Origin of the sequence: Sphingobium sp. D43FB (assembly GCF_002312805.1) — a bacterium.
Classification (GTDB): domain Bacteria; phylum Pseudomonadota; class Alphaproteobacteria; order Sphingomonadales; family Sphingomonadaceae; genus Sphingobium.
In genome coordinates, this window is sequence record NZ_NMUA01000012.1 from 23,362 (window position 1) to 48,558 (window position 25,197).

Annotated in this window: 22 protein-coding genes; 13 read left to right on the forward strand and 9 right to left on the reverse strand. The window is 64.2% G+C overall.

Annotated elements, in window-relative coordinates:
- Position 1: 1 nt before the first annotated feature.
- From SxD43FB_RS11930 to SxD43FB_RS11940, 4 genes are all read left to right on the forward strand, one after another.
- Entirely contained in the window at positions 2–3,157 is a 3,156-nt protein-coding gene (locus SxD43FB_RS11930; RefSeq protein ID WP_096062366.1) for an efflux RND transporter permease subunit, read from the forward strand.
- A complete protein-coding gene (locus tag SxD43FB_RS11935; protein WP_096062367.1) occupies positions 3,154–4,518 on the forward strand; it encodes an efflux transporter outer membrane subunit in 1,365 nt (454 codons plus the stop codon). Before SxD43FB_RS11930 ends, SxD43FB_RS11935 begins: the two co-directional genes overlap by 4 nt.
- Positions 4,519–4,584: 66 nt before the next feature.
- Complete coding sequence (locus tag SxD43FB_RS25250; RefSeq protein ID WP_176482763.1) at positions 4,585–4,725, forward strand: hypothetical protein; 141 nt, start codon at positions 4,585–4,587, stop codon at positions 4,723–4,725.
- Positions 4,726–4,804: 79 nt separating this feature from the next.
- Positions 4,805–5,083: a hypothetical protein gene (locus SxD43FB_RS11940; RefSeq protein WP_176482761.1), complete on the forward strand. Its 279-nt coding sequence runs from the start codon at positions 4,805–4,807 to the stop codon at positions 5,081–5,083.
- A 229-nt stretch (positions 5,084–5,312) separates the two neighbouring features.
- On the opposite strand, the gene SxD43FB_RS11945 is transcribed toward SxD43FB_RS11940, so the two are convergent.
- Positions 5,313–5,957: a glutathione S-transferase family protein gene (locus SxD43FB_RS11945; protein WP_096062369.1), complete on the reverse strand. Its 645-nt coding sequence runs from the start codon at positions 5,955–5,957 to the stop codon at positions 5,313–5,315.
- Between the two features lie 116 nt (positions 5,958–6,073).
- Here SxD43FB_RS11945 and SxD43FB_RS11950 point away from each other — a divergent pair, with 116 nt between their 5' ends.
- The gene (locus SxD43FB_RS11950) at positions 6,074–7,681 is read left to right on the forward strand and encodes an alpha-amylase family glycosyl hydrolase (RefSeq protein WP_096062370.1); all 1,608 of its coding nucleotides are present in this window, start codon (positions 6,074–6,076) and stop codon (positions 7,679–7,681) included.
- 3 nt (positions 7,682–7,684) lie between these two features.
- Here the strand turns inward: SxD43FB_RS11950 and SxD43FB_RS11955 are convergent, their stop codons facing one another.
- The 6 genes from SxD43FB_RS11955 to SxD43FB_RS11980 all read right to left on the reverse strand — a co-directional run bounded on the left by SxD43FB_RS11955 (position 7,685) and on the right by SxD43FB_RS11980 (position 13,912).
- Positions 7,685–8,680 carry a nitronate monooxygenase family protein gene (locus SxD43FB_RS11955; RefSeq protein WP_096062371.1) on the reverse strand — a complete coding sequence of 332 codons (996 nt, stop codon included), beginning with the start codon at positions 8,678–8,680 and terminating at the stop codon, positions 7,685–7,687.
- A complete protein-coding gene (locus SxD43FB_RS11960) occupies positions 8,680–9,843 on the reverse strand; it encodes an acetyl-CoA C-acetyltransferase (RefSeq protein WP_096062372.1) in 1,164 nt (387 codons plus the stop codon). Before SxD43FB_RS11960 ends, SxD43FB_RS11955 begins: the two co-directional genes overlap by 1 nt.
- 4 nt (positions 9,844–9,847) lie before the next feature.
- The gene (locus SxD43FB_RS11965; RefSeq protein WP_096062373.1) at positions 9,848–10,630 is read right to left on the reverse strand and encodes an enoyl-CoA hydratase/isomerase family protein; all 783 of its coding nucleotides are present in this window, start codon (positions 10,628–10,630) and stop codon (positions 9,848–9,850) included.
- Positions 10,630–11,391, reverse strand: coding sequence for a 3-hydroxyacyl-CoA dehydrogenase (locus SxD43FB_RS11970; protein ID WP_096062374.1), 762 nt, complete (start codon positions 11,389–11,391; stop codon positions 10,630–10,632). The genes SxD43FB_RS11965 and SxD43FB_RS11970 overlap by 1 nt, the downstream gene beginning before the upstream one ends.
- Positions 11,392–11,411: 20 nt before the next feature.
- Entirely contained in the window at positions 11,412–12,596 is a 1,185-nt protein-coding gene (locus SxD43FB_RS11975) for an acetyl-CoA C-acyltransferase (RefSeq protein ID WP_096062375.1), read from the reverse strand.
- A 191-nt stretch (positions 12,597–12,787) separates the two neighbouring features.
- Positions 12,788–13,912: an acyl-CoA dehydrogenase family protein gene (locus SxD43FB_RS11980; RefSeq protein WP_096062459.1), complete on the reverse strand. Its 1,125-nt coding sequence runs from the start codon at positions 13,910–13,912 to the stop codon at positions 12,788–12,790.
- A gap of 85 nt (positions 13,913–13,997) precedes the next feature.
- Between SxD43FB_RS11980 and SxD43FB_RS11985 the strand changes: the two genes are divergently transcribed.
- On the forward strand, positions 13,998–14,627 hold the full coding sequence (locus SxD43FB_RS11985; protein WP_096062376.1) for a TetR/AcrR family transcriptional regulator: 630 nt from the start codon (positions 13,998–14,000) through the stop codon (positions 14,625–14,627).
- Here SxD43FB_RS11985 and SxD43FB_RS11990 read toward each other — a convergent pair whose 3' ends face one another.
- Complete coding sequence (locus tag SxD43FB_RS11990; protein ID WP_096062377.1) at positions 14,628–15,497, reverse strand: LysR substrate-binding domain-containing protein; 870 nt, start codon at positions 15,495–15,497, stop codon at positions 14,628–14,630.
- A gap of 86 nt (positions 15,498–15,583) precedes the next feature.
- On the opposite strand from SxD43FB_RS11990, the gene SxD43FB_RS11995 reads away from it, so the two are divergent.
- The gene (locus SxD43FB_RS11995) at positions 15,584–16,729 is read left to right on the forward strand and encodes an isovaleryl-CoA dehydrogenase (RefSeq protein WP_096062378.1); all 1,146 of its coding nucleotides are present in this window, start codon (positions 15,584–15,586) and stop codon (positions 16,727–16,729) included.
- A gap of 85 nt (positions 16,730–16,814) precedes the next feature.
- Entirely contained in the window at positions 16,815–18,416 is a 1,602-nt protein-coding gene (locus SxD43FB_RS12000) for a carboxyl transferase domain-containing protein (protein ID WP_096062379.1), read from the forward strand.
- Between the two features lie 17 nt (positions 18,417–18,433).
- Here the strand turns inward: SxD43FB_RS12000 and SxD43FB_RS12005 are convergent, their stop codons facing one another.
- Entirely contained in the window at positions 18,434–18,868 is a 435-nt protein-coding gene (locus SxD43FB_RS12005) for an endonuclease domain-containing protein (protein ID WP_096062380.1), read from the reverse strand.
- Between the two features lie 161 nt (positions 18,869–19,029).
- Between SxD43FB_RS12005 and SxD43FB_RS12010 the strand changes: the two genes are divergently transcribed.
- The 5 genes from SxD43FB_RS12010 (at position 19,030) to SxD43FB_RS12030 (ending at position 25,147) form a co-directional block, all read left to right on the forward strand.
- Entirely contained in the window at positions 19,030–20,871 is a 1,842-nt protein-coding gene (locus SxD43FB_RS12010) for an acetyl/propionyl/methylcrotonyl-CoA carboxylase subunit alpha (RefSeq protein ID WP_096062381.1), read from the forward strand.
- Between the two features lie 124 nt (positions 20,872–20,995).
- Positions 20,996–21,454 carry a MaoC family dehydratase gene (locus SxD43FB_RS12015; RefSeq protein ID WP_096062382.1) on the forward strand — a complete coding sequence of 153 codons (459 nt, stop codon included), beginning with the start codon at positions 20,996–20,998 and terminating at the stop codon, positions 21,452–21,454.
- A gap of 97 nt (positions 21,455–21,551) precedes the next feature.
- Positions 21,552–23,402 carry a dihydroxy-acid dehydratase gene (gene ilvD / locus SxD43FB_RS12020; protein WP_096062383.1) on the forward strand — a complete coding sequence of 617 codons (1,851 nt, stop codon included), beginning with the start codon at positions 21,552–21,554 and terminating at the stop codon, positions 23,400–23,402.
- Positions 23,403–23,410: 8 nt separating this feature from the next.
- On the forward strand, positions 23,411–23,791 hold the full coding sequence (locus tag SxD43FB_RS12025) for a VOC family protein (protein ID WP_096062460.1): 381 nt from the start codon (positions 23,411–23,413) through the stop codon (positions 23,789–23,791).
- Between the two features lie 69 nt (positions 23,792–23,860).
- A complete protein-coding gene (locus SxD43FB_RS12030) occupies positions 23,861–25,147 on the forward strand; it encodes a DUF3422 domain-containing protein (protein WP_096062384.1) in 1,287 nt (428 codons plus the stop codon).
- Positions 25,148–25,197 lie beyond the last annotated feature (50 nt).

Consider the following 25,197-nt stretch of genomic DNA (forward strand, 5'->3'; position numbering starts at 1 on the left):
CATGCTCAGTCGCTATTTCATCGAACGGCCGATCTTTGCCTGGGTCATCGCCATCGGCATCATGCTGGCGGGGCTGGGGGCGATGTTTTCGCTGCCGATCGCCCAATATCCCGACATTGCGCCACCCGGCGTCGGCATCAGTGCGACCTATCCGGGTGCATCGGCCGACACCGTCGAAACCGCCGTTACGCAGGTCATCGAACAGCAGCTGACCGGCATCGACGGGCTGATGTATTTCTCGTCCTCATCCTCGGCGACGGGCCGGTCGCAGATCACCGTAACCTTCCAGAAGGGCACCGACCCCGACACCGCGCAGGTGCAGGTGCAGAACCGCGTGCAACAGGCGCTCAGCCGCCTGCCCAATCCGGTGCAGCAGCAGGGATTGACGGTCACCAAGCACCAGACCGACTTCCTGATGCTGGTCGGCCTCTATGACGAGACCGACCTGGCGACTCAGGCCGATATTTCGGACTATCTGGTCAATAATTTCCAAGATCCGATCGCGCGGATCGAGGGGATCGGCGCGACCCAGATTTTCGGGTCGCAATATGCGATGCGCGTCTGGCTTGATCCCTATAAGCTCGCCGCCGTCAAACTGATGCCCTCGGACGTGCAGAGCGCCATATCGGCGCAGAATGTCGAAGTGTCCGCAGGGCAGATCGGCGCTGACCCCGCACCCGCCGGGCAGCAGATCAACGCCACGGTTACCGCGCGATCGCGGCTGGAAACCCCCGAACAGTTCCGCAATATCGTCGTCAAGACGCAGCGCGACGGATCGATCGTTCACCTGTCCGACGTGGCGCGCGTGGAATTAGGCAATGAGAGCTACACCACCGCTGCGCGGCTGAACGGCCATCCCGCATCGGGCATGGCGCTGCAACTTGCGCCCGGTGCCGACGCGCTCAAGACCGCCGAACTGGTTAAGGCCAGGGTCGAGCAACTGTCTCAAAACCTGCCCCATGGCTATAAGCTCGTCTATCCGCGCGACACCACGCCGTTCATCAAACTGTCCGTCAATGAAGTCATCAAGACGCTGATCGAGGCTGTCTTACTGGTTGTCGTGGTCATGTTCGTCTTTCTGCAAAGCTGGCGCGCGACCCTTATCCCCACCATTGCGGTGCCCGTCGTGCTGCTCGGCACCTTCGGCGTGCTGGCGCTATTCGGCTATTCCATCAACACGCTCACTTTGTTCGGGATGGTGTTGTCGATCGGCCTGCTGGTCGATGACGCCATCGTCGTCGTCGAAAATGTCGAGCGGATCATGGAGGAGGAGGGGCTGTCGCCCCGCGACGCGACGATCAAGTCGATGGAGGAGATTGGCAGCGCGCTGGTCGGCATCGGCCTCGTCCTGTCCGCCGTGCTGTTACCCATGGCTTTCTTTGGCGGATCAACCGGCGTCATCTATCGCCAATTCTCGATCACCATCGTCTCGTCGATGCTGCTCTCGGTCGTGGTCGCGCTCATTCTCTCGCCCGCACTCTGCGCCACCCTGCTCAAACCCGTGCATGACGAACGGCGCAATCATGGCTGGTCGGGCAAGTTCAACCGCTGGTTCGATCGGCTGACCAACGGCTATATCCGCCGCACCGAGCAGATGCTGGGACGCCGCAAGCTGTTCTGGGTCGGCTATGTCGTGATCCTTGGCATCCTCGCGCTGCTGTTCGTGCGCTTGCCCTCCAGCTTCCTGCCCGTCGAGGATCAGGGCCAGGTGATGGTGCAGATGACGCTGCCCGCCGGTGCCAAGTCCAGCCGCACGACCGAAACCGCGGCGCAGGTGCAGAACTACTTTTTGAATGACGAAAAGGATAATGTCGCTTTCGCCTTCATCATGACGGGGTTCAGCTTCCAGGGTCAGGGCGAGAATGTGGCCCAAGGCTTCATCAACCTGGCCCCCTGGGAAGATCGCAAGGGCGCGGTTAACAGCGCAGGCGGCATTGCCGAGCGCGCGAACAAGCAATTGTCGGCCATTCGCGATGCCAGGGTGCTGGCGATGACCCCGCCCGCCATTCGCGGCCTCGGCCAATCCAATGGCTTCACCTTTCAACTGCTCAACACCGGTGGGTTAAGCCGCGACCGTTTTCTGGAACTGCGCAACCAGTTGATCGCCGCCGCCGCGAAAGACCCGTTGCTCGCAGGCGTGCGCGCCGCCGCGCTGGAGGATACGCCGCAACTCAAGATCGACGTAGATTCCGAAAAACTCGCCGTCCTGGGTCTGAGTCAGAGCGATGTGGACTCGGTCCTCAGCGCCGCCTGGGGCAGCCGCTACATCAATGATTTCGTGGATCGCGGCCGGGTGAAGCGGGTCTTCATGCAGGCCGACGCCCCCTATCGCGCACTGCCGACCGATCTGGACAACTGGATGGTGCGTTCAGCGTCCACCGGCGAGATGGTGCCCTTCTCCGCCTTTGCGAGCACGCGCTGGACGATGGGGCCGTCCACGCTGGCACGCTTCAACGGCCAATCCTCCTATGAATTGCAGGGCCAGGCGGCCGCAGGCGCCAGTTCGGGCGAAGCGATGGACCGCATCGTAGAGCTACAGCAGCAGCTTCCCGCAGGCACCAGCTATGCCTGGAGCGGCCTATCCTATCAGGAACAATTGTCGGGCGGGCAGGCGCCGCTGCTGTATGGCCTGTCGGTGCTGGTCGTCTTCCTCTGCCTTGCCGCTTTGTATGAAAGCTGGTCGATCCCGATCGCGGTGCTGCTGGTGGTGCCGCTTGGCCTTGTCGGCGCGGTGATCGCGGTGTGGGCGCGCGGGCTGGAGAATAATATCTTCTTCCAGGTCGGCTTGCTCACCACCATGGGGCTTGCCGCCAAGAACGCCATCCTGATCGTCGAATTTGCCGAACTCGCGCATCGCCAGGGCAAAGACCCGCTCTCGGCGGCAATCGAGGCCGCGAGGCTGCGCTTCCGCCCGATCCTGATGACCTCGCTGGCCTTCATCGCCGGCGTCATTCCGCTCGCCATCGCCACCGGTGCTGGCGCGCAGAGCCGGGTCGCGATCGGCACGGCCGTCGTCGGCGGCATGTTGACCGCTACATTGCTGGCGATCTTCTATGTCCCGCTCTTCTTCGTCACCATCGCGCGGCTGTTCGATAGCAAGGCCAAAACCAAAGCCCCGCCGCCAAACCCGGCCCCGGACGCAGGATTGCCCGCATGACCCGCTCGCTCCTTCTGCTGACCAGCGCGCTAACGCTGGCGGGGTGCAACATGGCCCCGACCTATGTCCGCCCCGCTGCGCCGGTTCCAGCGGCCCTGCCCACGGGCGAAGCCTATGCCCCGGCGCAGGCGGGCGCGGCCGGCCTGCCCTGGACGCAATTGGTCGGCGATGCCAAGTTGCAGACAGTCATTCAGCGCGCGCTCACCAATAATCGCGACCTGCGCGCCACGCTCGCCAATGTGCAGGCCGCCCGCGCCCAATATCGTATCCAGCGCGCCAGCCAGCTTCCCACCGTGACCGGCGATGCCAGCGCTGCCTTCGTCCGCCAGAATGATGCGCGACAAAATAGCTATAGCGCGGACATCGGCTTTGGCGCGTTCGAAATCGATCTGTTCGGGCGGCTGCGCAACCTGTCGGAATCCGCGCTACAATCCTATATGGCGACGCAGGAAGGCGCGCGCGCCGCGCGCATCGCGCTCATTGCCGAGACGGCCAGCGCTTATGCGACACTGGCCGCCGACCAGGAGTTGCTCGCCGTCTCGCGCCAGACGCTCGCCAGCGCGCAGCGCACGCTCGACCTCGTCAGTTCGCTCAACGGCGCCGGGCTGACGGGCAAGCTAGACGTCTATCAGGCGCAAACCACGGTCGAACAGGCCGCTTCGGACGTCGCCGCCAATGTGACGCAGGTGGCGCAGGACCGTAATGCGATCGACCTGCTGGCGGGCGCGCCCGTCGAGGACGCACTGCTCCCGGCCTCGCTCGACAGCCTGATCACAGGCATCGCCAAGGTGCCCGCCGGGCTCACTTCCGACATCCTGCTCCAGCGTCCTGATGTGCTGCAGGCCGAGCATCAGCTCATGGCCGCCAATGCCGATATCGGCGCGGCGCGCGCGGCGATGTTTCCGCGGATCAGCTTGACCTCGGCGATCGGCGTTGCCAGTTCGGCCTTGTCCTCGCTCTTTACCGGCGATGCCTTTGCCTGGTCGGCCGCGCCCTCGGCGAGCCTGCCGATCTTCGGCGGCCCCGTGCGCGGCAATATCGACTTTAGCAAGGCGCAGCGCGACATGATGCTGGCGCAATATGAGGGCGCGATCCAGACCGCTTTCAGGGAAGTCGCCGATGCCCTCGCCCGCGACGGGACGATCGACGCGCAGCAGGCCGCCCAGCGCCGCCTGGTGATCGCCAGCCAACGGGCCTATGCCCTGTCCGAAGACCGTTATCGCGCCGGGATCGATACCTTCCTCACGACGCTCACCAGCCAGCGCACGCTCTATGCCGCTCGCCAGTCGGCGATCGCCACCGACCTGGCGCTCGTCTCCAACCGCATCCTGCTCTATCGCGTGATCGGCGCGGACCAGTAAGCATAGGCTCTTCCGCTGCCGCCTATTTATGATATGCTTTCTCCATAAGATAAATGGAGAGGGACCATGCTGTTATTGGCGCGGTATCTGGATTGGTTTTGTCGGCAATGTGCCGCCGGTGCGCAGGATGAACTGCGGCTCAATCAGTTGATCATCAGCGCGCGGGCACCGCAACCGCGCAAGGATGCTGCGCCGCAGCGCCGCTGAACCCCGCTTCTTCGCCCTTGCCTCTCTGCCTTTCCCGCGCCATGGCACGGTCGATAGCGCGGCGGAGGAAAGCAGAGCCATGAGCAAGGACCGCCCGCAAGACCTGCGCGACATTGTCGAGCGGATCGGCCAGCGGCCTGCCAATCCGATCACCCGCGCCCGCCAGATGGTGGAGCAGGAAGTGCCCGTCGCCAGGCGGGGGCCGGGCTGGGACCGGCATTGGCGCGAACTGGAAGCCTATCTCGAAGTCGGGGTCGTCTGGCGCGACCCGGCCAAACCCGCCTGCGTCGATCCTGCAGGGCCGGAGGATGAAGCGCCGCCAGACAAAAAAAGGGCCGATCCGAAGACCAGCCCGTAAAAGTTTTAGGAGAGGATGCCTGAAAGGCGAGTTTGTTTTCGCCCCAATGGCGTTTTGCTGCAAGTGCGAAAGAAGTCAGTGCGATTGCAAAATTTGCATCCGTAGCGCAATGCAACGCTTTCCGTAGGGGAATTGATCGCTACCCTGTGGCGTTGTGATGGGCGATGACTGATTGCGACTCGGCGAATCACCTGCTGATCCATGCTTTGCGCACAGCGGTCGGCTGCCTCTATGATGACTGCGCGAAAACCGCCAACTGATCGGCGAAGGCGTGCTGAAAGGCCGGGCGCGCCTCGCCACGAGCGACATAGGAACATAGATTGGGATAGGCGGTCAGCAGGCCGGACGTGGTCAGCCGGCGCAGCACAGTGCCCATCAGCAAATCGCCCGCGCTGAACGCGCCATCAAGCCATTCCGCATCACCCAAATGCTTTGACAGGGCGTCGAGACGGTGATGAATCTGATCGTCCATCATCTGCAGACGTTCCGCGTGCCAAGGCTTGTCGCGTTGCGTGAACGGGGCGCTTTCGCGATGGAGGATCGGGGGCTCGACCGTGCTGAGCGCCGCGAACAACCAACTGATGGCCCGCCCCCGCGCAACTTCATCGTCCGGCAACAGGCCGGGATGCTGCTGTGCGATGTGGAGGATGATCGCGCCGGATTCGAAAAGCCTCAAATCCCCTTCCTCATAGGTCGGGATTTGCCCGAACGGATGCAACGACCGATGCGGGGCTTCCTTCATCGCCGCAAAGGACAGCAAGCGAACCGCATAAGGCTGACCCACTTCCTCCAAGGCCCATCTGACCCCCATATCGCGTGCCAGCCCCCGGCCGCGATCGGGCGATTGGGCAAAAGCGGTGAGGGTGATAGCCATTGTGAGGATCCTGCAATCTACCGACGATATGCGCAGGCTTCACCTCTCCCGTCCGGCATGCAAGAGTGTGTCGATATTTTCGTCCACCGCCAATCCCTGACCCGAAAAGGCCAGCCATGACAGCAGCGTCCCCGAAGACCGATCAGCCCTGGTGGAAGGGCGCGGTCATCTACCAGATTTATCCGCGCAGCTTTCAGGACAGCAATCATGACGGCGTGGGTGACCTGAACGGCATCACCCAGCGATTGGAGCATGTCGCCAAATTGGGCGTGGATGCGATCTGGATATCGCCCTTCTTCACCTCGCCGATGCGCGATTTCGGCTATGATATTGCCGATTATTGCGGCGTTGATCCGATCTTCGGCACGCTCGCCGACTTCGACGCGCTTATCGCCCGCGCCCATGCGCTGGGCCTCAAAGTCACGATCGATCAGGTCTATGCCCATAGTTCGGACCTCCACGACTGGTTCGTGCAGAGCCGCGCCGACCGCACCAATGAGAAGGCCGACTGGTATGTCTGGGCCGATCCCAAGGCCGACGGCAGCCCGCCCAATAATTGGCAATCGGTATTCGGCGGCCCGGCCTGGACCTGGGACGCGCGGCGCGGTCAATATTATATGCACCAATTCCTGGCCAGTCAGCCGCAGCTCAACGTCCATAACCCGATGGTTCAAGATGCGTTGCTGAACGTCATGCGCTTCTGGTTGGACCGCGGCGTCGATGGCTTCCGCCTCGACGCGCTCAACCACGCGATGCACGACCCCGATTTCCGCGACAATCCTCCCGCGCCCGATGACGGCAGCCCCCGCACCCGGCCCTTTGATTTCCAGATCAAATGCTACAGCCAGTCGCATCCCGCCATCGTCCCCTTCGTGGAACGCATCCGCACGCTATGCGACGCCTACGGCGCGCTCTTCACGGTCGCCGAAGTCGGTGGCGCGCTCGCCGAGCAGGAGATGAAGGCCTTTACCGCCGGCGATCATCGCCTCAACAGCGCCTATGGCTTCACCTTCCTCTACGCGCCCGCCCTCACGCCAGCGCTAGTGGCAGAGACGGTCGACCAATGGCCGGACGAGCCGGGCATGGGCTGGCCTAGCTGGGCCTTTGAAAATCACGACGCGCCGCGCGCGCTGTCGCGCTGGTGCGCGCCCGAAGATCGCCCAGCCTTTGCCCGCATGAAGATGGTTCTGCTGATGGCGCTACGCGGCAACGCCATCCTCTATCAGGGCGAGGAACTGGGCATCACCCAGGTCGATATCCCGTTCGAGCGATTGCAAGACCCCGAAGCCATCGCCAACTGGCCGCTCACCCTGTCGCGCGATGGCGCGCGCACGCCGCTGCCCTGGTCGGCCGATGCGATACAGGCGGGCTTTTCCAGCGTTGAACCCTGGCTGCCCCATGGCGACGATCATCTCGCGCTGGCGGTGGACGCGCAGGAGGCCGACCCCGACTCCCTGCTCACCTTCACCCGCACTATGCTGGCACTGCGCAAGACCAACCCGGCGCTGCGCCATGGCGCGCTCGCCATCCTGGTTGCCGACACCGCCTGCCTGGCCTTCCGCCGGACCAGCGGTGATCAGTCCTTGCTCTGCATCTTCAACCTGTCGCGCGAGGCCATCAACTGGCCCGCTGGCGTTGACGGGTCAGGCCGCATCCTGACCGCCGTCAACGGAGCATCGTCGGCCAGCCTGCCGCCGTTTGCTGCCCTGCTGATCGAACAGTGACGCTCAGGCGGCGACCTGTTCGCCGTTCAGCATCTCGCTCAACCGACCGCGGATGATCGCCTCGGCATCCGCCACGATGCGCTTCACCAGCGCGTCGCAGGTCGGAATATCGTGGATCAGGCCTTGGACCTGCCCGGCCCAGACCAGCCCCGCGTCCAGATCGCCCGTTTCCAGCGCAACCCGCCCCTTCGCGCCCGATACGAGCGGCTGGATGTCCTGAAACACCGCGCCGTCGCGCGACGATATCTCGACCACCTGATCCGACACGCTATTCTTGGCGACGCGCCCCGTATTGTGGAATTTGCGGAAGATCAGGTTCGTGCCCCGCTCGTCATTATCGACCAGAAACTGCTTCACATTTTCATGGATCGGCGCTTCCACCGTCGCGCAGAAGCGCGTGCCCATGTTGATGCCGTCCGCCCCCAACGCCAGCGCCGCGGCAAGCCCGCGCCCGTCGCCGAAACCGCCACTCGCGATCATAGGGATCGTCAGCTTATCGGCCGCCGCCGGGATCAGGATCAGCCCCGGAATATCATCCTCGCCCGGATGCCCCGCACATTCAAACCCGTCGATCGAGATCGCATCCACGCCCATCCGCTGCGCCGATAGGGCGTGACGGACGGCCGTGCATTTATGGACGACGATGACGCCATGCGCCTTGAAATCATCGACATGTTCCTGCGGCTTATGCCCTGCCGTCTCGACGATCTTGACGCCACTGTCGATGATCGCCTTGCGATATTCCGCATAAGGCGGCGGATTGACCGACGGCAAGATGGTCAGGTTCACCCCGAACGGCTTGTCGGTCATGGTGCGGCAACGATCAATCTCGCGCCGCAGATCGTCGGGCGTCGGCTGCGTTAGCGCGGTCAATATGCCCAAGCCACCGGCATTGGAGACGGCCGCGGCCAGTTCCGCCCGGCCGACCCACATCATGCCGCCCTGCACGATCGGATGCTCGATCCCGCACAGATCGGTGAAGCGTGTCCTGATCCCCATTACAGCGCTTCCACGATCGTCACATTGGCAACGCCACCGCCTTCACACATCGTCTGCAGGCCATAGCGCTTGCCCTGCGCGCGCAGCGCATGGATCAGCGTGGTCATCAGCTTGGTGCCGCTGGCGCCCAGCGGATGGCCGAGCGCAATCGCGCCACCATGGACGTTGAGCTTCGCCGGGTCAGCACCGATCGCCTTGAGCCATGCCATCGGGATCGCGGCAAAGGCTTCGTTGACCTCGAACAGGTCGATGTCGTTGAGGCTAAGGCCCGACCGTTCGAACGCACGCCGGGTCGCCGGAATCGGCTCTTCCAGCATGATCACCGGGTCGCCCGCCGTCACCGTCAGGTTGACGATGCGCGCAATGGGCTTGAGGTTGAAGCGCTTGATCGCTGCCTCACTCGCCACCAGCACGCCCGAAGCGCCATCGGTCATCTGGCTGGCATTGGCTGCGGTGATGGTGCCGCCCTCCTCCAGCGTCTTGACGCTCGCCATCGCCTCCATCGTGCCGCCGCGGCGCACACCGTCATCGGTATCGAACAGGCCTTCGGGCGTCTCCACGCCGACGATCTCGCCCTTGAACGCACCGCTGTCGATTGCGGCGGCCGCCTTGGCATGGCTGGCTAGCGCAAAAGCGTCCATATCCTCGCGGGTGAAGCCATATTTGTTGGCGATCATCTGCGCGCCATGAAACTGGCTGAACTCGGCCACACCATAGCGGTTCTGGATGCTTTTGGGCCATGGCCCGATGCCGACACCGGCAGCGGCATGAAGCTGATAGTTGGAGCCCATCGGCACCCGCGTCATGCTTTCGGCACCGGCCGCGATCACCAGATCCTGCGTACCGGACATGATCGCCTGCGCCGCGAAATGCAGCGCCTGTTGCGAGGAACCGCATTGCCGGTCGATCGTCACGGCGGGCACGCTGTCGGGCAGCTTCGACGCCAGCACCAGGTTGCGGCCAAAGGCAAAGGCCTGTTCGCCTGCCTGGCTGACGCAGCCGACGATGACATCCTCGATCGCAGCGGGATCGACACCCGTGCGATCGACCAGCGCATTGAGGATGGTCGCGCCAAGATCGGCGGGATGCACGTCGATCAGGCCGCCCTTGCGGGCACGGCCACCGGCGGTACGGACGGCTTCTACGATATAGGCGTCGGCCATGGTCTCAAACTCCCCTGAAATTGGCGGGGCGTTTTGCAAGCAATGCGCTCAGCCCCTCTTCACTTTCCCGTCCCGCGCCTGCCGCCGCCATGCTCCGCAATTCGCGGTCCAGCTGCGTCTCCAACCCGGTCTCGAAACTGTCTGCCAGCAGCGCGCGGCTGGCGGCCAGCGCCGCCATCGGCGCATCGGCGAGCGTGGTGGCGACGCGCAGGCCTTCGTCGGCCAGCGCTTCGTCATCGACGATCCGCGTGACCAGGCCGATCGCCTCGGCCTCCTCCGCCTTGATCCGGCGGTTGGTCAGGATGATGTCCTGTGCCGTGCGCAACCCCACTAGGCGCGGCAGCAACCAGCTAAGGCCACCATCCGGCGTCAGGCCGATCGCGCCATAAGCGGCGGTAAAATGCGCCGACCGCGCACCGATCACGACGTCGCCCAGCATCGCCAGGCTGAACCCCGCGCCCGCCGCCGGGCCGTTGACCAGCGTCACCAGCGGCTTGGGCGCGCGCGCCAGCCGCGCGACGGCGGCATGAAAGGTCGCGATCAACTCGCTCAACACTTCCGATCGCTTGTCGCCAGCGCCAGCCAGCAATTGCACATCGCCGCCCGCGCAGAATAGCCGCCCGTTGCCGGTCAGGACGATACACCGGATCGCCGCGTCGGTCTGGCAGCGGATCGCGGCCGCCAGCAGCGCGCGCGCCAGCGGCAGGGTGATGGCGTTGCCTGCCTCTGGCCGATCAAGCGTGATTCGCCCGATGCCGTCCTCGACCGTAAAGGCGATCCCGTCCATCAGCGCGGCGCCATGCGGATCGCGCCGTCCAGGCGGATGACATCGCCGTTCAGCATCGGGTTGCGGACGATCGATTCGACCAGTTGCGCATATTCCGCCGGTTTGCCCAGGCGACTGGGATGCGGCACCTGCGCGCCCAGCGCATCCTGCACATGCTGCGGGAAAGCTTCGAGCATCGGCGTCAAGAAAATGCCCGGCGCGATCGTCATGACACGGATCTTATGTTGCGCCAGATCGCGCGCGATCGGCAAAGTCATGCCGACGACGCCGCCCTTCGATGCGCTGTACGCTGCCTGTCCGATCTGCCCGTCATAGGCCGCGACAGATGCTGTGTTCACGATGACGCCGCGCTCGCCGTCAATCTCTTCCGCAGCGGCTAGCCGTGCGGAGAATTTGGAAATGACGTTGAACGTGCCGATCAGGTTGACGGTCACCGTCTTCACAAAGGTGTCGAGCGGATGCGGTACATTCTCCTTGCCCACGGTCTTGACCGCAGGCGCGATCCCCGCGCAATTGACCAGGATGCGCGCCACGCCATGTGCGGCTTCGGCCGTGTCCAGACCGGCGGCGACGCTGGCACCATCGGCGACATTGACCGAGACATAAACCCCGCCCAATTCCGCCGCGACGGCCTTGCCTGCTTCCTCGTTCAGGTCGAAGATCGCGACCTTCGCCCCCTGCGCCGCCAGCATCGTCGCGGTCGCCCGGCCGAGGCCCGAAGCGCCGCCCGTGACAATGGCCGCCAAACCCTTGATATCCATAACATCCAACCCCTAAACTATCAGACCAGCTCGATCGCCATCGCCGTCGCTTCGCCACCGCCGATGCACAGGCTGGCAACGCCGCGTTTCAACCCGCGCGTTTCCAGCGCGCCGATCAGCGTCGCGACTATGCGCGCGCCCGATGCGCCGATCGGATGGCCAAGCGCGGTCGCGCCGCCATTGACGTTCAGCTTCTCCGCCGGAATGCCCAATTCCTTGGCAGCGATCATCGCGACGACGGCAAAGGCTTCGTTGACCTCGAATAGATCGACATCGTCCACCGACCAGCCTGCCTTTTCCAGCAGCTTGCGCATCGCCGGAACCGGGGCCGTGGTGAATTTCGATGGCTCATGCGCGTGCCCTGCGGTCGCGACCACGCGGGCGACGACCTTCATGCCTTGCTTGTCCGCGACGCTCTGCCGCGTCATCACCAGCGCGGCTGCACCGTCCGAAATGGACGAGGCGTTGGCCGCCGTGATCGTGCCATCCTTGACGAAGGCGGGCTTGAGGCCGGGAATCTTGTCCGGCCGCGCCTTGCCCGGCTGTTCGTCGGTATCGACGATCGTATCGCCACCCCGGCCCTTGACCGTCACCGGCGTAATCTCGCGCACGAAGGCACCGCTGCCGATTGCCGCATTGGCGCGTTCGAGTGAGCGGATGGCATAATCATCCTGATCCTGCCGGGTGAACTGATAGTCGCGCACCGCTTCTTCGGCGAACACACCCATGGCCTTGCCGGGTTCATAGGCGTCTTCCAGCCCGTCCATCATCATCGTGTCGATGATCCGGTCATGGCCGATCCGCGCGCCGCTACGATGCTTGGGCAGGGCATAAGGCGCATTGGTCATGCTCTCCATGCCGCCTGCGATCACCACATCGACCGCGCCCGACGCCAACGCCTCATGCGCCATGATCGCAGCCTGCATGCCCGACCCGCACATCTTGTTGACGGTGGTGGCTTCGGTATTGAGGCCAAGCCCCGCGCCCAAAGCCGCCTGCCGCGCCGGCGCCTGACCCAGGCCCGCTGGCAGGACGCAGCCCATATAGATGCGATCGACCGCATCGACCGAAACGCCTGCGCGCTCGACCGCCGCCTTGACTGCGGCAGCGCCCAGCTCCGTGGCCTTGAGGCCGGACAAGGCCCCCTGAAACCCGCCCATCGGCGTGCGGGCATAGCTGGCGATAACTACCGGATCGTCCTGCATCTTCTTCTCCTAAAAACCTGCCTTCGCGCGCAAATGACTGTAATAAGAACCCTTCGTCCTGAGTAGCCATTGAGCGAAGTCGAAATGGCGTATCGAAGGAATGCGCCAAATGCTTTGATATGGGGCTTCGACTTCGCTCAGCCCCTACTCAGCACGAACGATATTATTATTTACGCGTAACTCCAACTCACTCAAAGACTGCGCGCGATGACCATGCGCTGGATGTCCGATGTGCCCTCGTAAATCTGGCACACGCGCACATCGCGATAGATTTTGGCGACGCCATATTCTTCCAGATAGCCATAGCCGCCCAGCGTCTGGAGCGCGCCCGATACGATCTGTTCGGCGGCTTCCGACGCGAACAGCTTGGCCATCGACGCTTCGGTCAGGCAGGGCAGGCCCGCATCCTTGACCCGCGCAGCGTTCAGCACCAGTTGCCGCGCCGCTTCCAATCGGGTGGCGAGATCGGCCAAGCGAAAGCCCACCGCCTGATGCTCGATGATGGGCTTGCCGAAACTCTTGCGATCCTTGGCATAGGCGACCGCGATGTCCATTGCCGCCTGCGCCATGCCGACGCATTGCGCGGCGATGCCAATGCGGCCCGTCTCCAGATTGGCAAGCGCAATGCGATAGCCCTGCCCCGGTTGGCCGATCAGCAGATCATCCTCGACGAACATATCATCGAACCGCAACGCGCAGGTGTCCGACGCCCCCTGCCCCAGCTTATGCTCGACCTTGTCGACGCTGAAACCGGGTCGGTCGGTCGGCACGATGAACACGGACAGACCCTTCTTGCCCGCATCGGGATCTGTCACGGCGGCGACCATTACCAGTCCGGCGATCTTGCCCGACGTGATGAACTGTTTGGAGCCATTGATGCGCCAGCCGCCATCGACCTTGGTCGCGCGGGTGCGCACGGCGGACGCATCCGATCCGGCATCGGCTTCGGTCAGGGCAAAGGCACCGATGATCCGCCCGCCAATCAGGTCGGGCAGGAAACGCGCCTTCTGCGCCTCACTACCATCCTTGAGCAGGCCGGACACGAGGATGCTGTTTTGGATCGATACGATGGTAGACAATGCGCCGTCCGCCGCCGCCAGTTCGATCAGCGCCAGCGCGTAGGACACCGCGTCCGCCTCCGCCCCGCCATAGCTTTCCGGCGCGGTCATGCCCCATAGGCCGAGGCCCGCCATCTCCTCGAACAGCTCAGGCGGATAGCCGCCCTCCGCCTCGAAGCGCACGCTATGCGGACGGATCGTCTCCTGCGCGAAACTGCGCACCGTGTCGCGAATGGCCGTCTGAATTTCCGTCAGCATAAAACCCATTCGTCTCCTATATACTCGTCGGTATATTGATTATCGAAGGGTTTCTTGTCAAGGGTGGAGCCGTAAGGAGAAGAACTTGCCTCTGCCCAATGCTGCCCCCTCCCCCTTCCGATCACGCGAAGAGCGTGAGCGTGACCGCGAGGAAAAGCGCGAAGCCGTGCTGCGTGCGGCGGTGCGGATGTTCAACGCGCGCGGTTTCCACGCAACCTCGCTCGATGATGTCGCCGCGAGCCTGGGGATCAGCAAGCCGACCATCTACCATTATCTGGGCAATAAGGAGCAGGTGCTGATCGAGTGCGTGACGCGCGGGCTGGAATTGCTCAGCGCCGCTGCCGACACCGCCCGCGCCCAGCCGGGCGATGGCCTTGCCCGACTGCGCAGTGTCCTGCGCAGCTATGCCCTGGTGATGATGGACGATTTCGGCCGATGCGTGGTGCGTACCGGCGACGAATTTCTCTCTCCCGAAGGCGCGGCGCTATTTCGTGCGCGCAAGCGGGCGATCGACCTGTCGATCCGGGCGCTGATTGAGGACGGGATCGCCGACGGCTCGATCGCGCCGGTCGATGTGCGGATGACGGCCTTCACGCTGGCGGGGGCGCTCAACTGGCCGGGCCGTTGGCATGCGCCGGACGGGCCATTGACCCCCAGCGAGATCGCGGACGCGATGGTTGATATATTGATCGGCGGCCTCGCCCCGCGCACCTGATCAGTCCGCCAATACGCTCCGCGCCGCCGCCACGATCGGCGGGGGTGACGCTGCCAGCGCTTCGGACGTCGTCGCATAGAGCAGCCCGATGGTGCGCGTCTGGTCGAACCCTGCCAGCCGGGGCCGGGCAACATCGGGCGCAACATAGCTGGTCGGCATCAGCGTGATGCCCACCCCCGCCGCCACCATCTGCATCACCCGCTCGTCATTGACCGACCGATAGGCGAAATGCGGCCGCACCCCGCGTTCGGTAAAGAAGCGACTCGTATCCGACAGCACCTCGCAATGCCGCCGCACGATCATCACATCCTCGTTCAGCGTTTCGGCCGCGACCGACGTCTGCCCGGCGGCCGGGTGATCCAGCGGCACCGCCAGCGCATAGCCCTCCTCGCGCAGCGGCTCTTCCAGAAACCGGTCGCTGCCCCGCCCCACTAACGTCAGCGCGCAGTCGATCCGCCCCCGCGCAACATGGCCCAGCAATTCGCGTTCGGTTCCTTCCACCAGTTCCAGCCGCGCGTCGGGGTCAATGCCACGCGCTGCGCGCGCAATCGCCGCGATCGTCGCGCCCGGCAGGCTGCGGATTACCCCCATCCGCGTCAGCGGCCCTTGCGCTGCGCCTGCCAGCACCTGCTGCGCCAGGTTGAACTCGCCTTCGATCCGCCGCGCATGGGCCAACAGCCGCGATCCCGCCTGCGTCAGCTCGACCCGATGCCCGGACCGCAGGAACAACGCTCCACCCAGCGCCCGCTCCAGCTTGGCGATCCCGACCGACAGCGTCGGCTGCGCCACATTGCAATGACCTGCCGCGCGCGAAAAATTGCCATGGTCGACCACGGCCAGGAAATAGCGGAGCTGATAGCGTTCGATCATAGATGCCATCTATGACACTATGCCAATTCTTTCAATTTTGAATTGGCGGCTGGTTCCGTTAGTCTTGCGGCAAATAGGAGAGGCCAATGAGCAATTTCGATTTCGCCCTGGGCGAAACCGCCGACATGATCCGCGAAAGCACCGCGCGCTTCGCCGCTGACAAGATCGCGCCGTTGGCGGCCGAAATCGACGCGAAGGACTGGTTCCCCCGCGACCTGTGGCCGCAAATGGGCGCGCTTGGCCTGCACGGCATCACGGTCGAGGAGGAATGGGGCGGCCTTGGCCTCGGCTATCTCGACCATGTCGTCGCGCAAGAGGAAGTCGCCCGCGCTTCCGCGTCGATCGGCCTGTCCTATGGCGCCCACTCCAACCTTTGCGTCAACCAGATCCGCCGCTGGGGCAGCGACGCGCAAAAGGCGAAATATCTCCCCAAGCTCATCTCCGGCGAGCATGTCGGCAGCCTCGCCATGTCCGAAGCGGGCGCTGGCTCGGACGTCGTGTCGATGACGCTGAAAGCCGAAAAGCGCGGCGACCACTATATCCTCAACGGCACCAAGTTCTGGATCACCAATGCGCCCTATGCCGACACGCTGGTCGTCTACGCCCGCACCGGCGAAGGCAGCCAGGGCCTCACCACCTTCCTCATCGAAAAGGGCATGAAGGGCTTTGCCATCGGCCAGAAGATCGACAAGATGGGGATGCGCGGCAGCCCGACCGCCGAACTGATCTTCGACGATTGCGAAGTGCCGGACGACAATATCATGGGAGCGCTCAATGGCGGCGTCGGCATCTTGATGTCGGGCCTGGACTATGAGCGCACCGTGCTGGCGGGCATACAGCTTGGCATCATGCAGGCCTGCCTCGACACCGTCATCCCCTATGTCCGCGACCGCAAGCAATTCGGCAAAGCCATCGGCACGTTCCAACTGATGCAGGCCAAGATCGCCGACATGTATGTCGCGCTCAACAGCGCGCGCGCCTATGTCTATGCGGTCGCCAAAGCCTGCGACGCCGGGCGCACCACCCGCTTCGACGCGGCGGGCGCGATCCTGCTGGCATCGGAAAATGCGGTGAAGGTCGCGCTGGAAGCGGTGCAGGCCTTGGGCGGCGCGGGCTATACCAAGGATTGGCCGGTCGAACGCTATCTGCGCGATGCCAAGCTGCTCGACATCGGCGCCGGCACCAACGAAATCCGCCGGATGTTGATCGGCCGCGAGGTCATCGGCGCTTAATAATCCTCCCCCAGCCTGCTGGGGGAGGGGGACCGCCCGAAGGGCGGTGGAGGGGCGCAGGCCCGCAATACAGGGTAAGAACAATATGACCGCACCCATCCTCGACACCAAAGTCCTGCGCGATAGCGAAGCCTTCCGCGCCAATGTCGCACACAACCGCGCCCTGGCCGAAGAATTGCGCGCCAAGGTCGCCGCCGCCGCACAAGGCGGCTCCGCCAGCGCGCGCGACAAACACACCGCGCGCGGCAAACTCCTGCCCCGCGACCGCGTCGAGCGCCTGCTCGACCCCGGCTCACCCTTCCTGGAAATCGGCCAGCTTGCCGCCAACGGCCTCTATGGCGATGAAGTCCCCGGCGCGGGCCTGATCGCCGGGATCGGCCGGGTGTCGGGCCGTCAGGTCATGATCGGCTGCAACGACGCCACGGTGAAGGGCGGCACCTATTACCCCGTCACCGTCAAGAAGCATCTGCGCGCGCAGGAGATCGCGCTCGAAAACCGCCTGCCCTGCATCTATCTGGTCGATAGCGGCGGCGCGAACCTGCCCAATCAGGCGGAGGTCTTCCCCGACCGAGATCATTTCGGCCGCATCTTCTATAACCAGGCGAACCTGTCCGCGCAGGGCATCCCCCAGATCGCCTGCGTGATGGGCAGTTGCACGGCGGGCGGCGCCTATGTCCCCGCTATGTCCGACGAGACGGTCATCGTCCGCAACCAGGGCACGATCTTCCTCGCCGGGCCGCCGCTGGTGCAGGCCGCGACCGGCGAAGTCATCACGGCGGAAGATCTGGGCGGCGGCGACCTGCACGGCCGCAAATCGGGCGTGGTCGATCATGTCGCCGACAGCGACGATCATGCGCTGACCATCGTCCGCGACATCGTCTCGACCCTGCAACCCGACCGCAAGCCGGACCTGAACTTGCGCGAACCCCGCCCGCCCAAATATGAGGCAAGCGACCTGTACGGCATCATCCCCGACGATGTCCGCGCGCCCTATGATGTGCGCGAAATCATCGCTCGGATCGTCGACGGCAGCGAATTTCACGAGTTCAAGGCGCTCTACGGCACCACGCTCGTCTGCGGTTTCGCCCATATCTGGGGGATGCCCGTCGCGATCCTCGCCAATAATGGCGTCTTGTTCAGCGAAAGCGCGCAAAAGGGCGCGCATTTCATCGAACTCGCCTGCCAGCGCCGCATACCGCTCCTCTTCCTCCAGAATATCTCCGGCTTCATGGTCGGCGGCAAATATGAGGCGGAGGGGATCGCCAAGCACGGCGCCAAACTCGTCACCGCCGTCGCCACCGCGCAGGTGCCCAAGGTCACTGTCCTGATCGGCGGCAGTTTCGGCGCAGGCAATTACGGCATGTGCGGCCGCGCCTATCAACCCCGCTTCCTCTTCACCTGGCCCAACGCCCGCATCAGCGTGATGGGCGGCGAACAGGCCGCGTCCGTGCTGGCCACCGTCCACCGCGATGCGGCCAAATGGAGCGCGGAGGAAGCCGAAGCCTTCAAGGCCCCCGTCCGCCAAAAATATGAAGAAGAAGGCAACCCCTATTACGCCACCGCGCGCCTGTGGGACGACGGCGTCATCGACCCGGCGCAGACGCGGGACGTGCTGGGACTGGCCTTTGCCGCGGCGCTGAATGCGCCGGTGCCGGACAAGGCGCAATTCGGCCTGTTCCGGATGTGACGGGGGTGGGCACCCCCCTAAAATTCCTCCCCCAGCTTGTCTGGGGGAGGGGGACCGTCCGGCGCAGCCGGATGGTGGAGGGGCAATCGCGCCACCGCTTCAGCCACGATGTGTCGCATGACCGCATCCAGATCAGCCAACACGTCCCGCGCGGCAATGCGCAGTGTATGGATGTTCGCTTCGGCAAACCATCGGTCACGTTCAGCATCCCGCTCGATTTGCGATCTGTCGGCATGGCCCTCGCCATCAATCTCGATCGCGAGCCGTGCATCGCTGCAATAAAAATCCAGAATATAAGGCCCGCTCGGATGCTGCCGACGAAATTTCAGACCGTTCGGTCGCGCACGAAGGCCTTGCCAGACAAGCACTTCCGGCAGCGTCATCGCGCGCCGCAATTGCCGCGCTTTGCGCACAGTGGCTGTTCGTGCCTTGGGCGCCCAATCTTTCAGCATCGCGCCATCACCCCTCCACCATGCTTCGCATGGTCCCCCTCCCCGAGGCAAGCTCGGGGAGGATTTTCAGCGACATTGCCCTTCCATTCCTCCCCGAGCTTGCTCGGGGAGGGGGACCGTTCGGCGCAGCCGAACGGTGGAGGGGCAGGAAGGACAGTATCATGATCCAATCCCTCCTCATCGCCAATCGCGGCGAAATCGCCTGCCGCATCATCCGCTCCGCGCGGGCCATGGGTATCCGCACCGTCGCTGTCTATTCCGACGCTGACGCGACCGCGCTCCACGTCCGCTCCGCCGACGAAGCCGTCCATATCGGCCCGTCCCCGGTGCGTGAATCCTATCTGCTGGGCGACCGCATCATTGCCGCCGCCCAGCAAACCGGCGCACAGGCGATCCACCCCGGCTATGGTTTCCTCAGTGAAAACGCGGAATTCGCGCAGGCCGTGATCGACACAGGTCTCATTTGGGTCGGCCCCAACCCATCCTCCATCACCGCCATGGGCCTGAAGGACGCGGCCAAGCAACTGATGCAGGATGCAGGCGTTCCCACCACGCCCGGCTATCTCGGCGCGGACCAGTCTCCCGCATATCTCGCGGCGCAGGCCGACGCCATCGGCTACCCCGTCCTCATCAAGGCGGTTGCAGGCGGCGGCGGCAAGGGGATGCGCAAGGTCGATGCACCCGCCGACTTCGCCGACGCGCTCGCCTCCTGCCAGCGGGAAGCCGCGTCCAGCTTCGGCAATGATCATGTCCTGCTCGAAAAATGGGTCACCAACCCGCGCCATATCGAGGTTCAGGTCTTCGGCGACACGCACGGCAATGTCGTCCACCTGTTCGAACGCGACTGCTCGCTCCAGCGCCGCCACCAGAAGGTGATCGAGGAAGCCCCCGCGCCCGGCATGGACGAAGCGACCCGCGCGGCCATCTGCCAGGCCGCGGTTCGCGCCGCCAAGGCGGTCGACTATGTCGGCGCAGGCACGATCGAGTTCATCGCCGACGGCAGCGAAGGCCTGCGCGCCGACCGCATCTGGTTCATGGAAATGAACACGCGGCTTCAGGTCGAACATCCCGTGACCGAAGCGATCACCGGCGTTGATCTGGTCGAATGGCAGTTGCGCGTTGCCTCTGGCGAACCCCTGCCGCTGGCCCAGGATGACCTCCGCATCGACGGCCACGCCATGGAAGCGCGGCTTTATGCCGAAGATCCGATCAAGGGCTTCCTGCCCTCCATCGGGCGTCTCGATACGTTCGATCTGGGTGACGGCTGCCGTATTGACACCGGGGTCGAACAAGGCGCGGAGATTTCGCCCTTCTACGACCCGATGATCGCCAAGATGATCGCCCATGGCCCGACCCGCAACGACGCCCGGCACACCCTCGCCGCCGCACTGGACGATACCGCGATCTGGCCGCTCAAGACCAATGCGGGTTTTCTGGTCAAGGCGCTGGAAAATCCCGACTTCGCGACCGCCAGGCTCGACACCGGGCTGATCGCGCGAGAGGGCGATGCCTTGATGCCCCCGCTTCGGCCCGATGCCGATGCCTTGGCCGATGCCGCCACTGCGCTGACACCGGGTGGGATATTGGCGGGCTTCCGACTCAATGCGCCCGTGAAGGCAGAGGCCGCCTTCCTGCTTGATGGCGACATGGTGACCATTGCCTTCGACCCGCGCGGGGGCGATGCCGATCCTACCCAAGAAGATGTGCTGATCGCGCAAGGCGGGCAGGTCTGGCGGCTGGCCCCCTGGCGCACCACGGGCGGCACAGGCGGAGCGGCCTCCGACGGCGCGATCCTCTCCCCCATGCCCGGTCGTATCATCGCCGTTGCCGTCGAGGCGGGTGATGCGGTGGTCAAAGGCCAGAAACTCCTGACGCTTGAAGCCATGAAGATGGAGCATAGCCTGATCGCGCCGTTCGATGGCACCGTCGCAGAACTGAACGCTGCCGAAGGCGGTCAGGTGAGCGAGGGTGTGTTGTTGGCCAAGATCGCCAAAGCCGCTTAGCCGCTGTCCTACATCCCGCCTTTCAGGCTATGATGCGGGCCGCGGCTCCGTTTGAAATATTCAGTCCCCAACGTGGCATATAATGTCAAAAACTGCGGGAAATATGCGAAGTTAAGGGAAAAACATGGCCGGGCGCTTTTACGATCAATGGACCATCGGCGACACGATCACCCATGATATCCGCCGCACCGTGACGGAGACCGACAATCTCCTCTTCACGACGATGACGCATAATCCGCAGCCGCTGCATCTCGACGCCGAGTTCGCCAAAGCCAGCGAGTTCGGCCAGATCCTCGTCAACGGCACCTTCACCTTCGCGCTGATGATCGGGCTGTCGGTGGGTGACACGACGCTGGGCACGCTCGTCGCGAACCTTGGCTATGACAAGTTGGTGATGCCAAAGCCCGTCTTCATCGGCGACACGCTGCGCTGCGACTCCGAAGTCACCGACTTGAAGCCCAGCAAATCGCGGCCCGGCGCAGGCATCGTCACCTTCACCCACCGCTTGCGCAACCAGCGCGACGAGATCGTCTGCCAGTGCCTGCGCATGGCTCTCCTCCAGGGGATCGGCACGGCGGCGTAAGAAAATGGCGTGCAGGGCGGGCGAAAGGAATAATTTGTTCCAAAGCTGGCCCCTGCGCTGTAGAGGGTCCGCCTCAAAGCCCTGAAGGACCGCCATCATGCCTGCCTATCGTTCACGCACCACCACCCACGGCCGCAACATGGCGGGCGCGCGCGGCCTGTGGCGCGCGACGGGGATGAAGGACGAGGATTTCGGCAAGCCGATCATCGCGGTGGTCAACAGCTTCACCCAGTTCGTGCCGGGCCATGTCCACCTCAAGGATCTGGGCCAGCTCGTCGCGCGGGAGATCGAGGCGGCAGGCGGCGTCGCCAAGGAATTCAACACCATCGCGGTCGATGACGGCATCGCCATGGGCCATGGCGGCATGCTCTATTCGCTGCCCAGCCGGGATCTGATCGCCGACAGCGTCGAATATATGGTCAATGCCCATTGCGCCGACGCGATGGTCTGCATCTCCAATTGCGACAAGATCACGCCTGGCATGTTGATGGCCGCGATGCGCCTCAACATCCCCGCCGTCTTCGTCTCTGGCGGGCCGATGGAAGCGGGCAAGGTCGTGATGCGTGGCAAGGAGGTCGCACTCGACCTGGTCGACGCAATGGTCGTCGCCGCCGACGAAAGCTATACCGACGAGGAAGTGCAGACGATCGAACGCTCCGCCTGCCCGACCTGCGGCAGTTGTTCGGGCATGTTCACCGCCAATTCGATGAACTGCCTGACCGAAGCGCTGGGGCTGTCGCTGCCGGGCAACGGTTCGACGCTCGCCACCCATTCGGATCGGGAACGGCTGTTCCGCGAGGCGGGGCATGTCATCGTCGATCTCGCCAAACGCTATTATGAGCAGGACGACGACACCGCCCTGCCCCGCACCATCGCCAGCTTCGCCGCGTTCGAAAATGCCATGAGCCTCGACATCGCGATGGGCGGCTCCACCAACACCGTGCTCCATCTGCTCGCCGCCGCGCATGAAGGCGGCGTCGATTTCACCATGGCCGATATCGACCGCCTGTCGCGCCGCGTCCCCTGCCTGTGCAAGGTCGCACCCGCCAAGCAGGACGTCCATATGGAGGACGTCCACCGCGCCGGTGGCATCATGGCGATCCTGGGCGAACTCGAACGCGCCGGTCTGGTCGATACGTCGCTCCCCACCGTCCACGCCCCCACCATGGCGGCTGCGCTCGCCCGCTGGGACATTGGCCGCACCAATAGCGAAGAAGTCCGCAACTTCTTCCGCGCGGCCCCCGGCGGCGTGCCCACCCAGACCGCGTTCAGCCAGTCGGCGCGTTGGGAAGAGCTGGATACCGACCGCGAAAAGGGCGTGATCCGCTCGGCCGAGCATCCCTTCTCCAAGGATGGCGGGCTTGCGGTTCTCTATGGCAACCTCGCGCCCGAAGGCTGCATCGTGAAGACGGCAGGCGTGGATGACTCAATCCTGACCTTCCACGGCACCGCGCGCGTCTATGAAAGCCAGGATGCCTCGGTCGTCGGCATTCTCGGCAATGAGGTCAAGGCAGGCGACGTCGTCGTCATCCGCTATGAAGGGCCAAAGGGTGGCCCCGGCATGCAGGAAATGCTTTATCCGACCAGCTATCTGAAATCCAAGGGACTGGGCAAGGAATGCGCGCTCATCACCGACGGGCGCTTTTCAGGCGGCACGTCGGGCCTGTCGATCGGCCATGTCTCGCCGGAAGCCGCTGAGGGCGGCCTCATCGCGCTGGTTCAAACCGGCGACCCGATCGTCATCGACATCCCCAACCGCGTCATCAAACTGGACCTGGACGACGCCGTGCTGGCGGAACGCCGTGCCGAAATGGAGAAGATGGGCGTCAAGGCCTGGAAGCCCTTTGGCCGCAAGCGCGCCGTGTCCCCAGCCTTGCGCGCCTATGCCGCGATGACGACCAACGCCGCCAAGGGCGCGGTGCGCGACGTCAGCCAGATCGAGAAATAAGCCCCATGCTGCGCGGCGTTCACCATATCGCGATCATCGGGTCGGACTATGCGCTCTCGCGCCGCTTCTATGTCGACGTGCTGGGCCTGCCGGTGCTGCATGAAGTCTATCGCGAAGCGCGCGATAGCTGGAAGTGCGATCTCGATGCGGGTAATGCCCGCATCGAACTTTTCTCCTTCCCCGCGCCGCCACCCCGCCCTTCCCGCCCCGAAGCCTGCGGCCTGCGCCATCTCTCCTTCGTGGTGCGCGACATCGACGCCGAAGTCGCGCGCCTCGCGACGCATGATGTGGCTTGCGAGCTGATCCGCGTCGATGAATATACCGGGCAACGCTTCACCTTCTTCAGTGACCCCGATGGCCTGCCGCTGGAGCTGTACGAAGAAGCCTGACCCTCACCGATCTTGCGTATCGCGCTTTTGTCTGACTTAATAGTTCTCAAGACTGGGGGGTGAGGCAGCATGAACGATAGTGGCGATCCATTTGCGGCCCTGCATACGCGCAGCCACCCGCTGCGCGGTTCGCTCTCGCGGGAAATGCATGTCCGCAAGATGCCCCGGCTCCAGGCGCCCGCGCGCGTCGTGCAGTTCGTGCTGCTGGTCGATGACGCGGACGTCGACGACAGCCTGACGATCATGCGCAGCCTGCTGGCCCCGCATGAGGTTCCGTTCGATCCGACCGTCCGCTTCCTCAATTGCCGGATCGGTGCGCTGGGTTTCACTTGGGAACGGCATAGCGAGTTCATGACCTACAGCTTCCTCGCCGCTGGTGGCGGGCCGCTGTTCGACCTCGCCCCCTTCGCGCAGGCAGCCTTATGGATCGGCGCGCTGCCCGGCCGGGTGATCCGCTCGACCCAGGTTGCGGTGATCGCCGACGCGCCCGATGAGGCGGCCATCGCCACCCATTTTGCCCAGGACGACCTCATCATCTCCGATGTCGCCGATGGTCAGGCGCGCATCTGGAGCGACTTTCGCCTCCACGCCGATGGCTTTGGCCGCCTGCTCGTTCAGGATAAGGGATTGCAGGGCGCTGAACTAGCGCAACTGGTCCAGCGGCTGCAGGAGCTTGGCAATTATCGCAAGATCGCTCTGCTCGGCCTTCCCGAAGCGCAGGCTGCGACCCCGCTACTCACCGGCCTTGAACAGCAACTGACGGCCATCACCGGCCGCGTCGCCGAGCCGGATGCCGACGCCGATGCGGTGCTGGAGGCGCTGTCGGCGCTGGCGGCCGAACTGGCGCAGATCGTCGCGCGGATCCGCTATCGCATGAGCGCGACGCAGGCCTATGCCGCCATCTGCCGCGACCGCATCCGCGCCTTGGAGGTCGCGCCGGTGCGCGGTTATGGCTCGCTCGACGATTTCACCGAACGGCGGCTGCTCCCCGCGATGCGGACCTGCGACGCCTTCACCCGGCGGCTGGAGGATCTGTCGCAGCGCACCGCCTGGACCAGCGCGATGCTGCGCACGCGAGTCGACACTGCGCTTGCCCGCCGCAACCGCGATCTGCTGGCATCGATGGACCGGCGTACCGGATTGCAACTGCGCCTGCAACATACGGTCGAGGGGCTGTCGGTGGTGGCGGTCAGCTATTATACGCTGGGGTTGTGGCACTATCTCAAGGAAGCGCTGGAGCATCAGGGCGCGCATCTGCCCGGCTGGATCGACATCGCCTTGATCCCCGCCATCATACTGGCCGTCTGGCTCGGCATCCGCCAGCTCAAGAAGGTGAAGCGGCCAAAGACGAGCTAGAGATTTATCGATACGCCTCTTTATCATCTCCCTTACGTGGCGCTAGAAGG

What these genes read in the sequence shown, in the direction of transcription:
- SxD43FB_RS11930 (WP_096062366.1), top strand. Translation starts at nt 2, where the DNA reads ATGCTCAGTCGCTATTTCATCGAACGGCCGATCTTTGCCTGGGTCATC.
- SxD43FB_RS11935 (WP_096062367.1), top strand. Translation starts at nt 3,154, where the DNA reads ATGACCCGCTCGCTCCTTCTGCTGACCAGCGCGCTAACGCTGGCGGGG.
- SxD43FB_RS25250 (WP_176482763.1), top strand. Translation starts at nt 4,585, where the DNA reads ATGCTGTTATTGGCGCGGTATCTGGATTGGTTTTGTCGGCAATGTGCC.
- SxD43FB_RS11940 (WP_176482761.1), top strand. Translation starts at nt 4,805, where the DNA reads ATGAGCAAGGACCGCCCGCAAGACCTGCGCGACATTGTCGAGCGGATC.
- SxD43FB_RS11945 (WP_096062369.1), bottom strand. Translation starts at nt 5,957, where the DNA reads ATGGCTATCACCCTCACCGCTTTTGCCCAATCGCCCGATCGCGGCCGG.
- SxD43FB_RS11950 (WP_096062370.1), top strand. Translation starts at nt 6,074, where the DNA reads ATGACAGCAGCGTCCCCGAAGACCGATCAGCCCTGGTGGAAGGGCGCG.
- SxD43FB_RS11955 (WP_096062371.1), bottom strand. Translation starts at nt 8,680, where the DNA reads ATGGGGATCAGGACACGCTTCACCGATCTGTGCGGGATCGAGCATCCG.
- SxD43FB_RS11960 (WP_096062372.1), bottom strand. Translation starts at nt 9,843, where the DNA reads ATGGCCGACGCCTATATCGTAGAAGCCGTCCGTACCGCCGGTGGCCGT.
- SxD43FB_RS11965 (WP_096062373.1), bottom strand. Translation starts at nt 10,630, where the DNA reads ATGGACGGGATCGCCTTTACGGTCGAGGACGGCATCGGGCGAATCACG.
- SxD43FB_RS11970 (WP_096062374.1), bottom strand. Translation starts at nt 11,391, where the DNA reads ATGGATATCAAGGGTTTGGCGGCCATTGTCACGGGCGGCGCTTCGGGC.
- SxD43FB_RS11975 (WP_096062375.1), bottom strand. Translation starts at nt 12,596, where the DNA reads ATGCAGGACGATCCGGTAGTTATCGCCAGCTATGCCCGCACGCCGATG.
- SxD43FB_RS11980 (WP_096062459.1), bottom strand. Translation starts at nt 13,912, where the DNA reads ATGCTGACGGAAATTCAGACGGCCATTCGCGACACGGTGCGCAGTTTC.
- SxD43FB_RS11990 (WP_096062377.1), bottom strand. Translation starts at nt 15,497, where the DNA reads ATGATCGAACGCTATCAGCTCCGCTATTTCCTGGCCGTGGTCGACCAT.
- SxD43FB_RS11995 (WP_096062378.1), top strand. Translation starts at nt 15,584, where the DNA reads ATGAGCAATTTCGATTTCGCCCTGGGCGAAACCGCCGACATGATCCGC.
- SxD43FB_RS12000 (WP_096062379.1), top strand. Translation starts at nt 16,815, where the DNA reads ATGACCGCACCCATCCTCGACACCAAAGTCCTGCGCGATAGCGAAGCC.
- SxD43FB_RS12005 (WP_096062380.1), bottom strand. Translation starts at nt 18,868, where the DNA reads ATGCTGAAAGATTGGGCGCCCAAGGCACGAACAGCCACTGTGCGCAAA.
- SxD43FB_RS12010 (WP_096062381.1), top strand. Translation starts at nt 19,030, where the DNA reads ATGATCCAATCCCTCCTCATCGCCAATCGCGGCGAAATCGCCTGCCGC.
- SxD43FB_RS12015 (WP_096062382.1), top strand. Translation starts at nt 20,996, where the DNA reads ATGGCCGGGCGCTTTTACGATCAATGGACCATCGGCGACACGATCACC.
- ilvD (WP_096062383.1), top strand. Translation starts at nt 21,552, where the DNA reads ATGCCTGCCTATCGTTCACGCACCACCACCCACGGCCGCAACATGGCG.
- SxD43FB_RS12030 (WP_096062384.1), top strand. Translation starts at nt 23,861, where the DNA reads ATGAACGATAGTGGCGATCCATTTGCGGCCCTGCATACGCGCAGCCAC.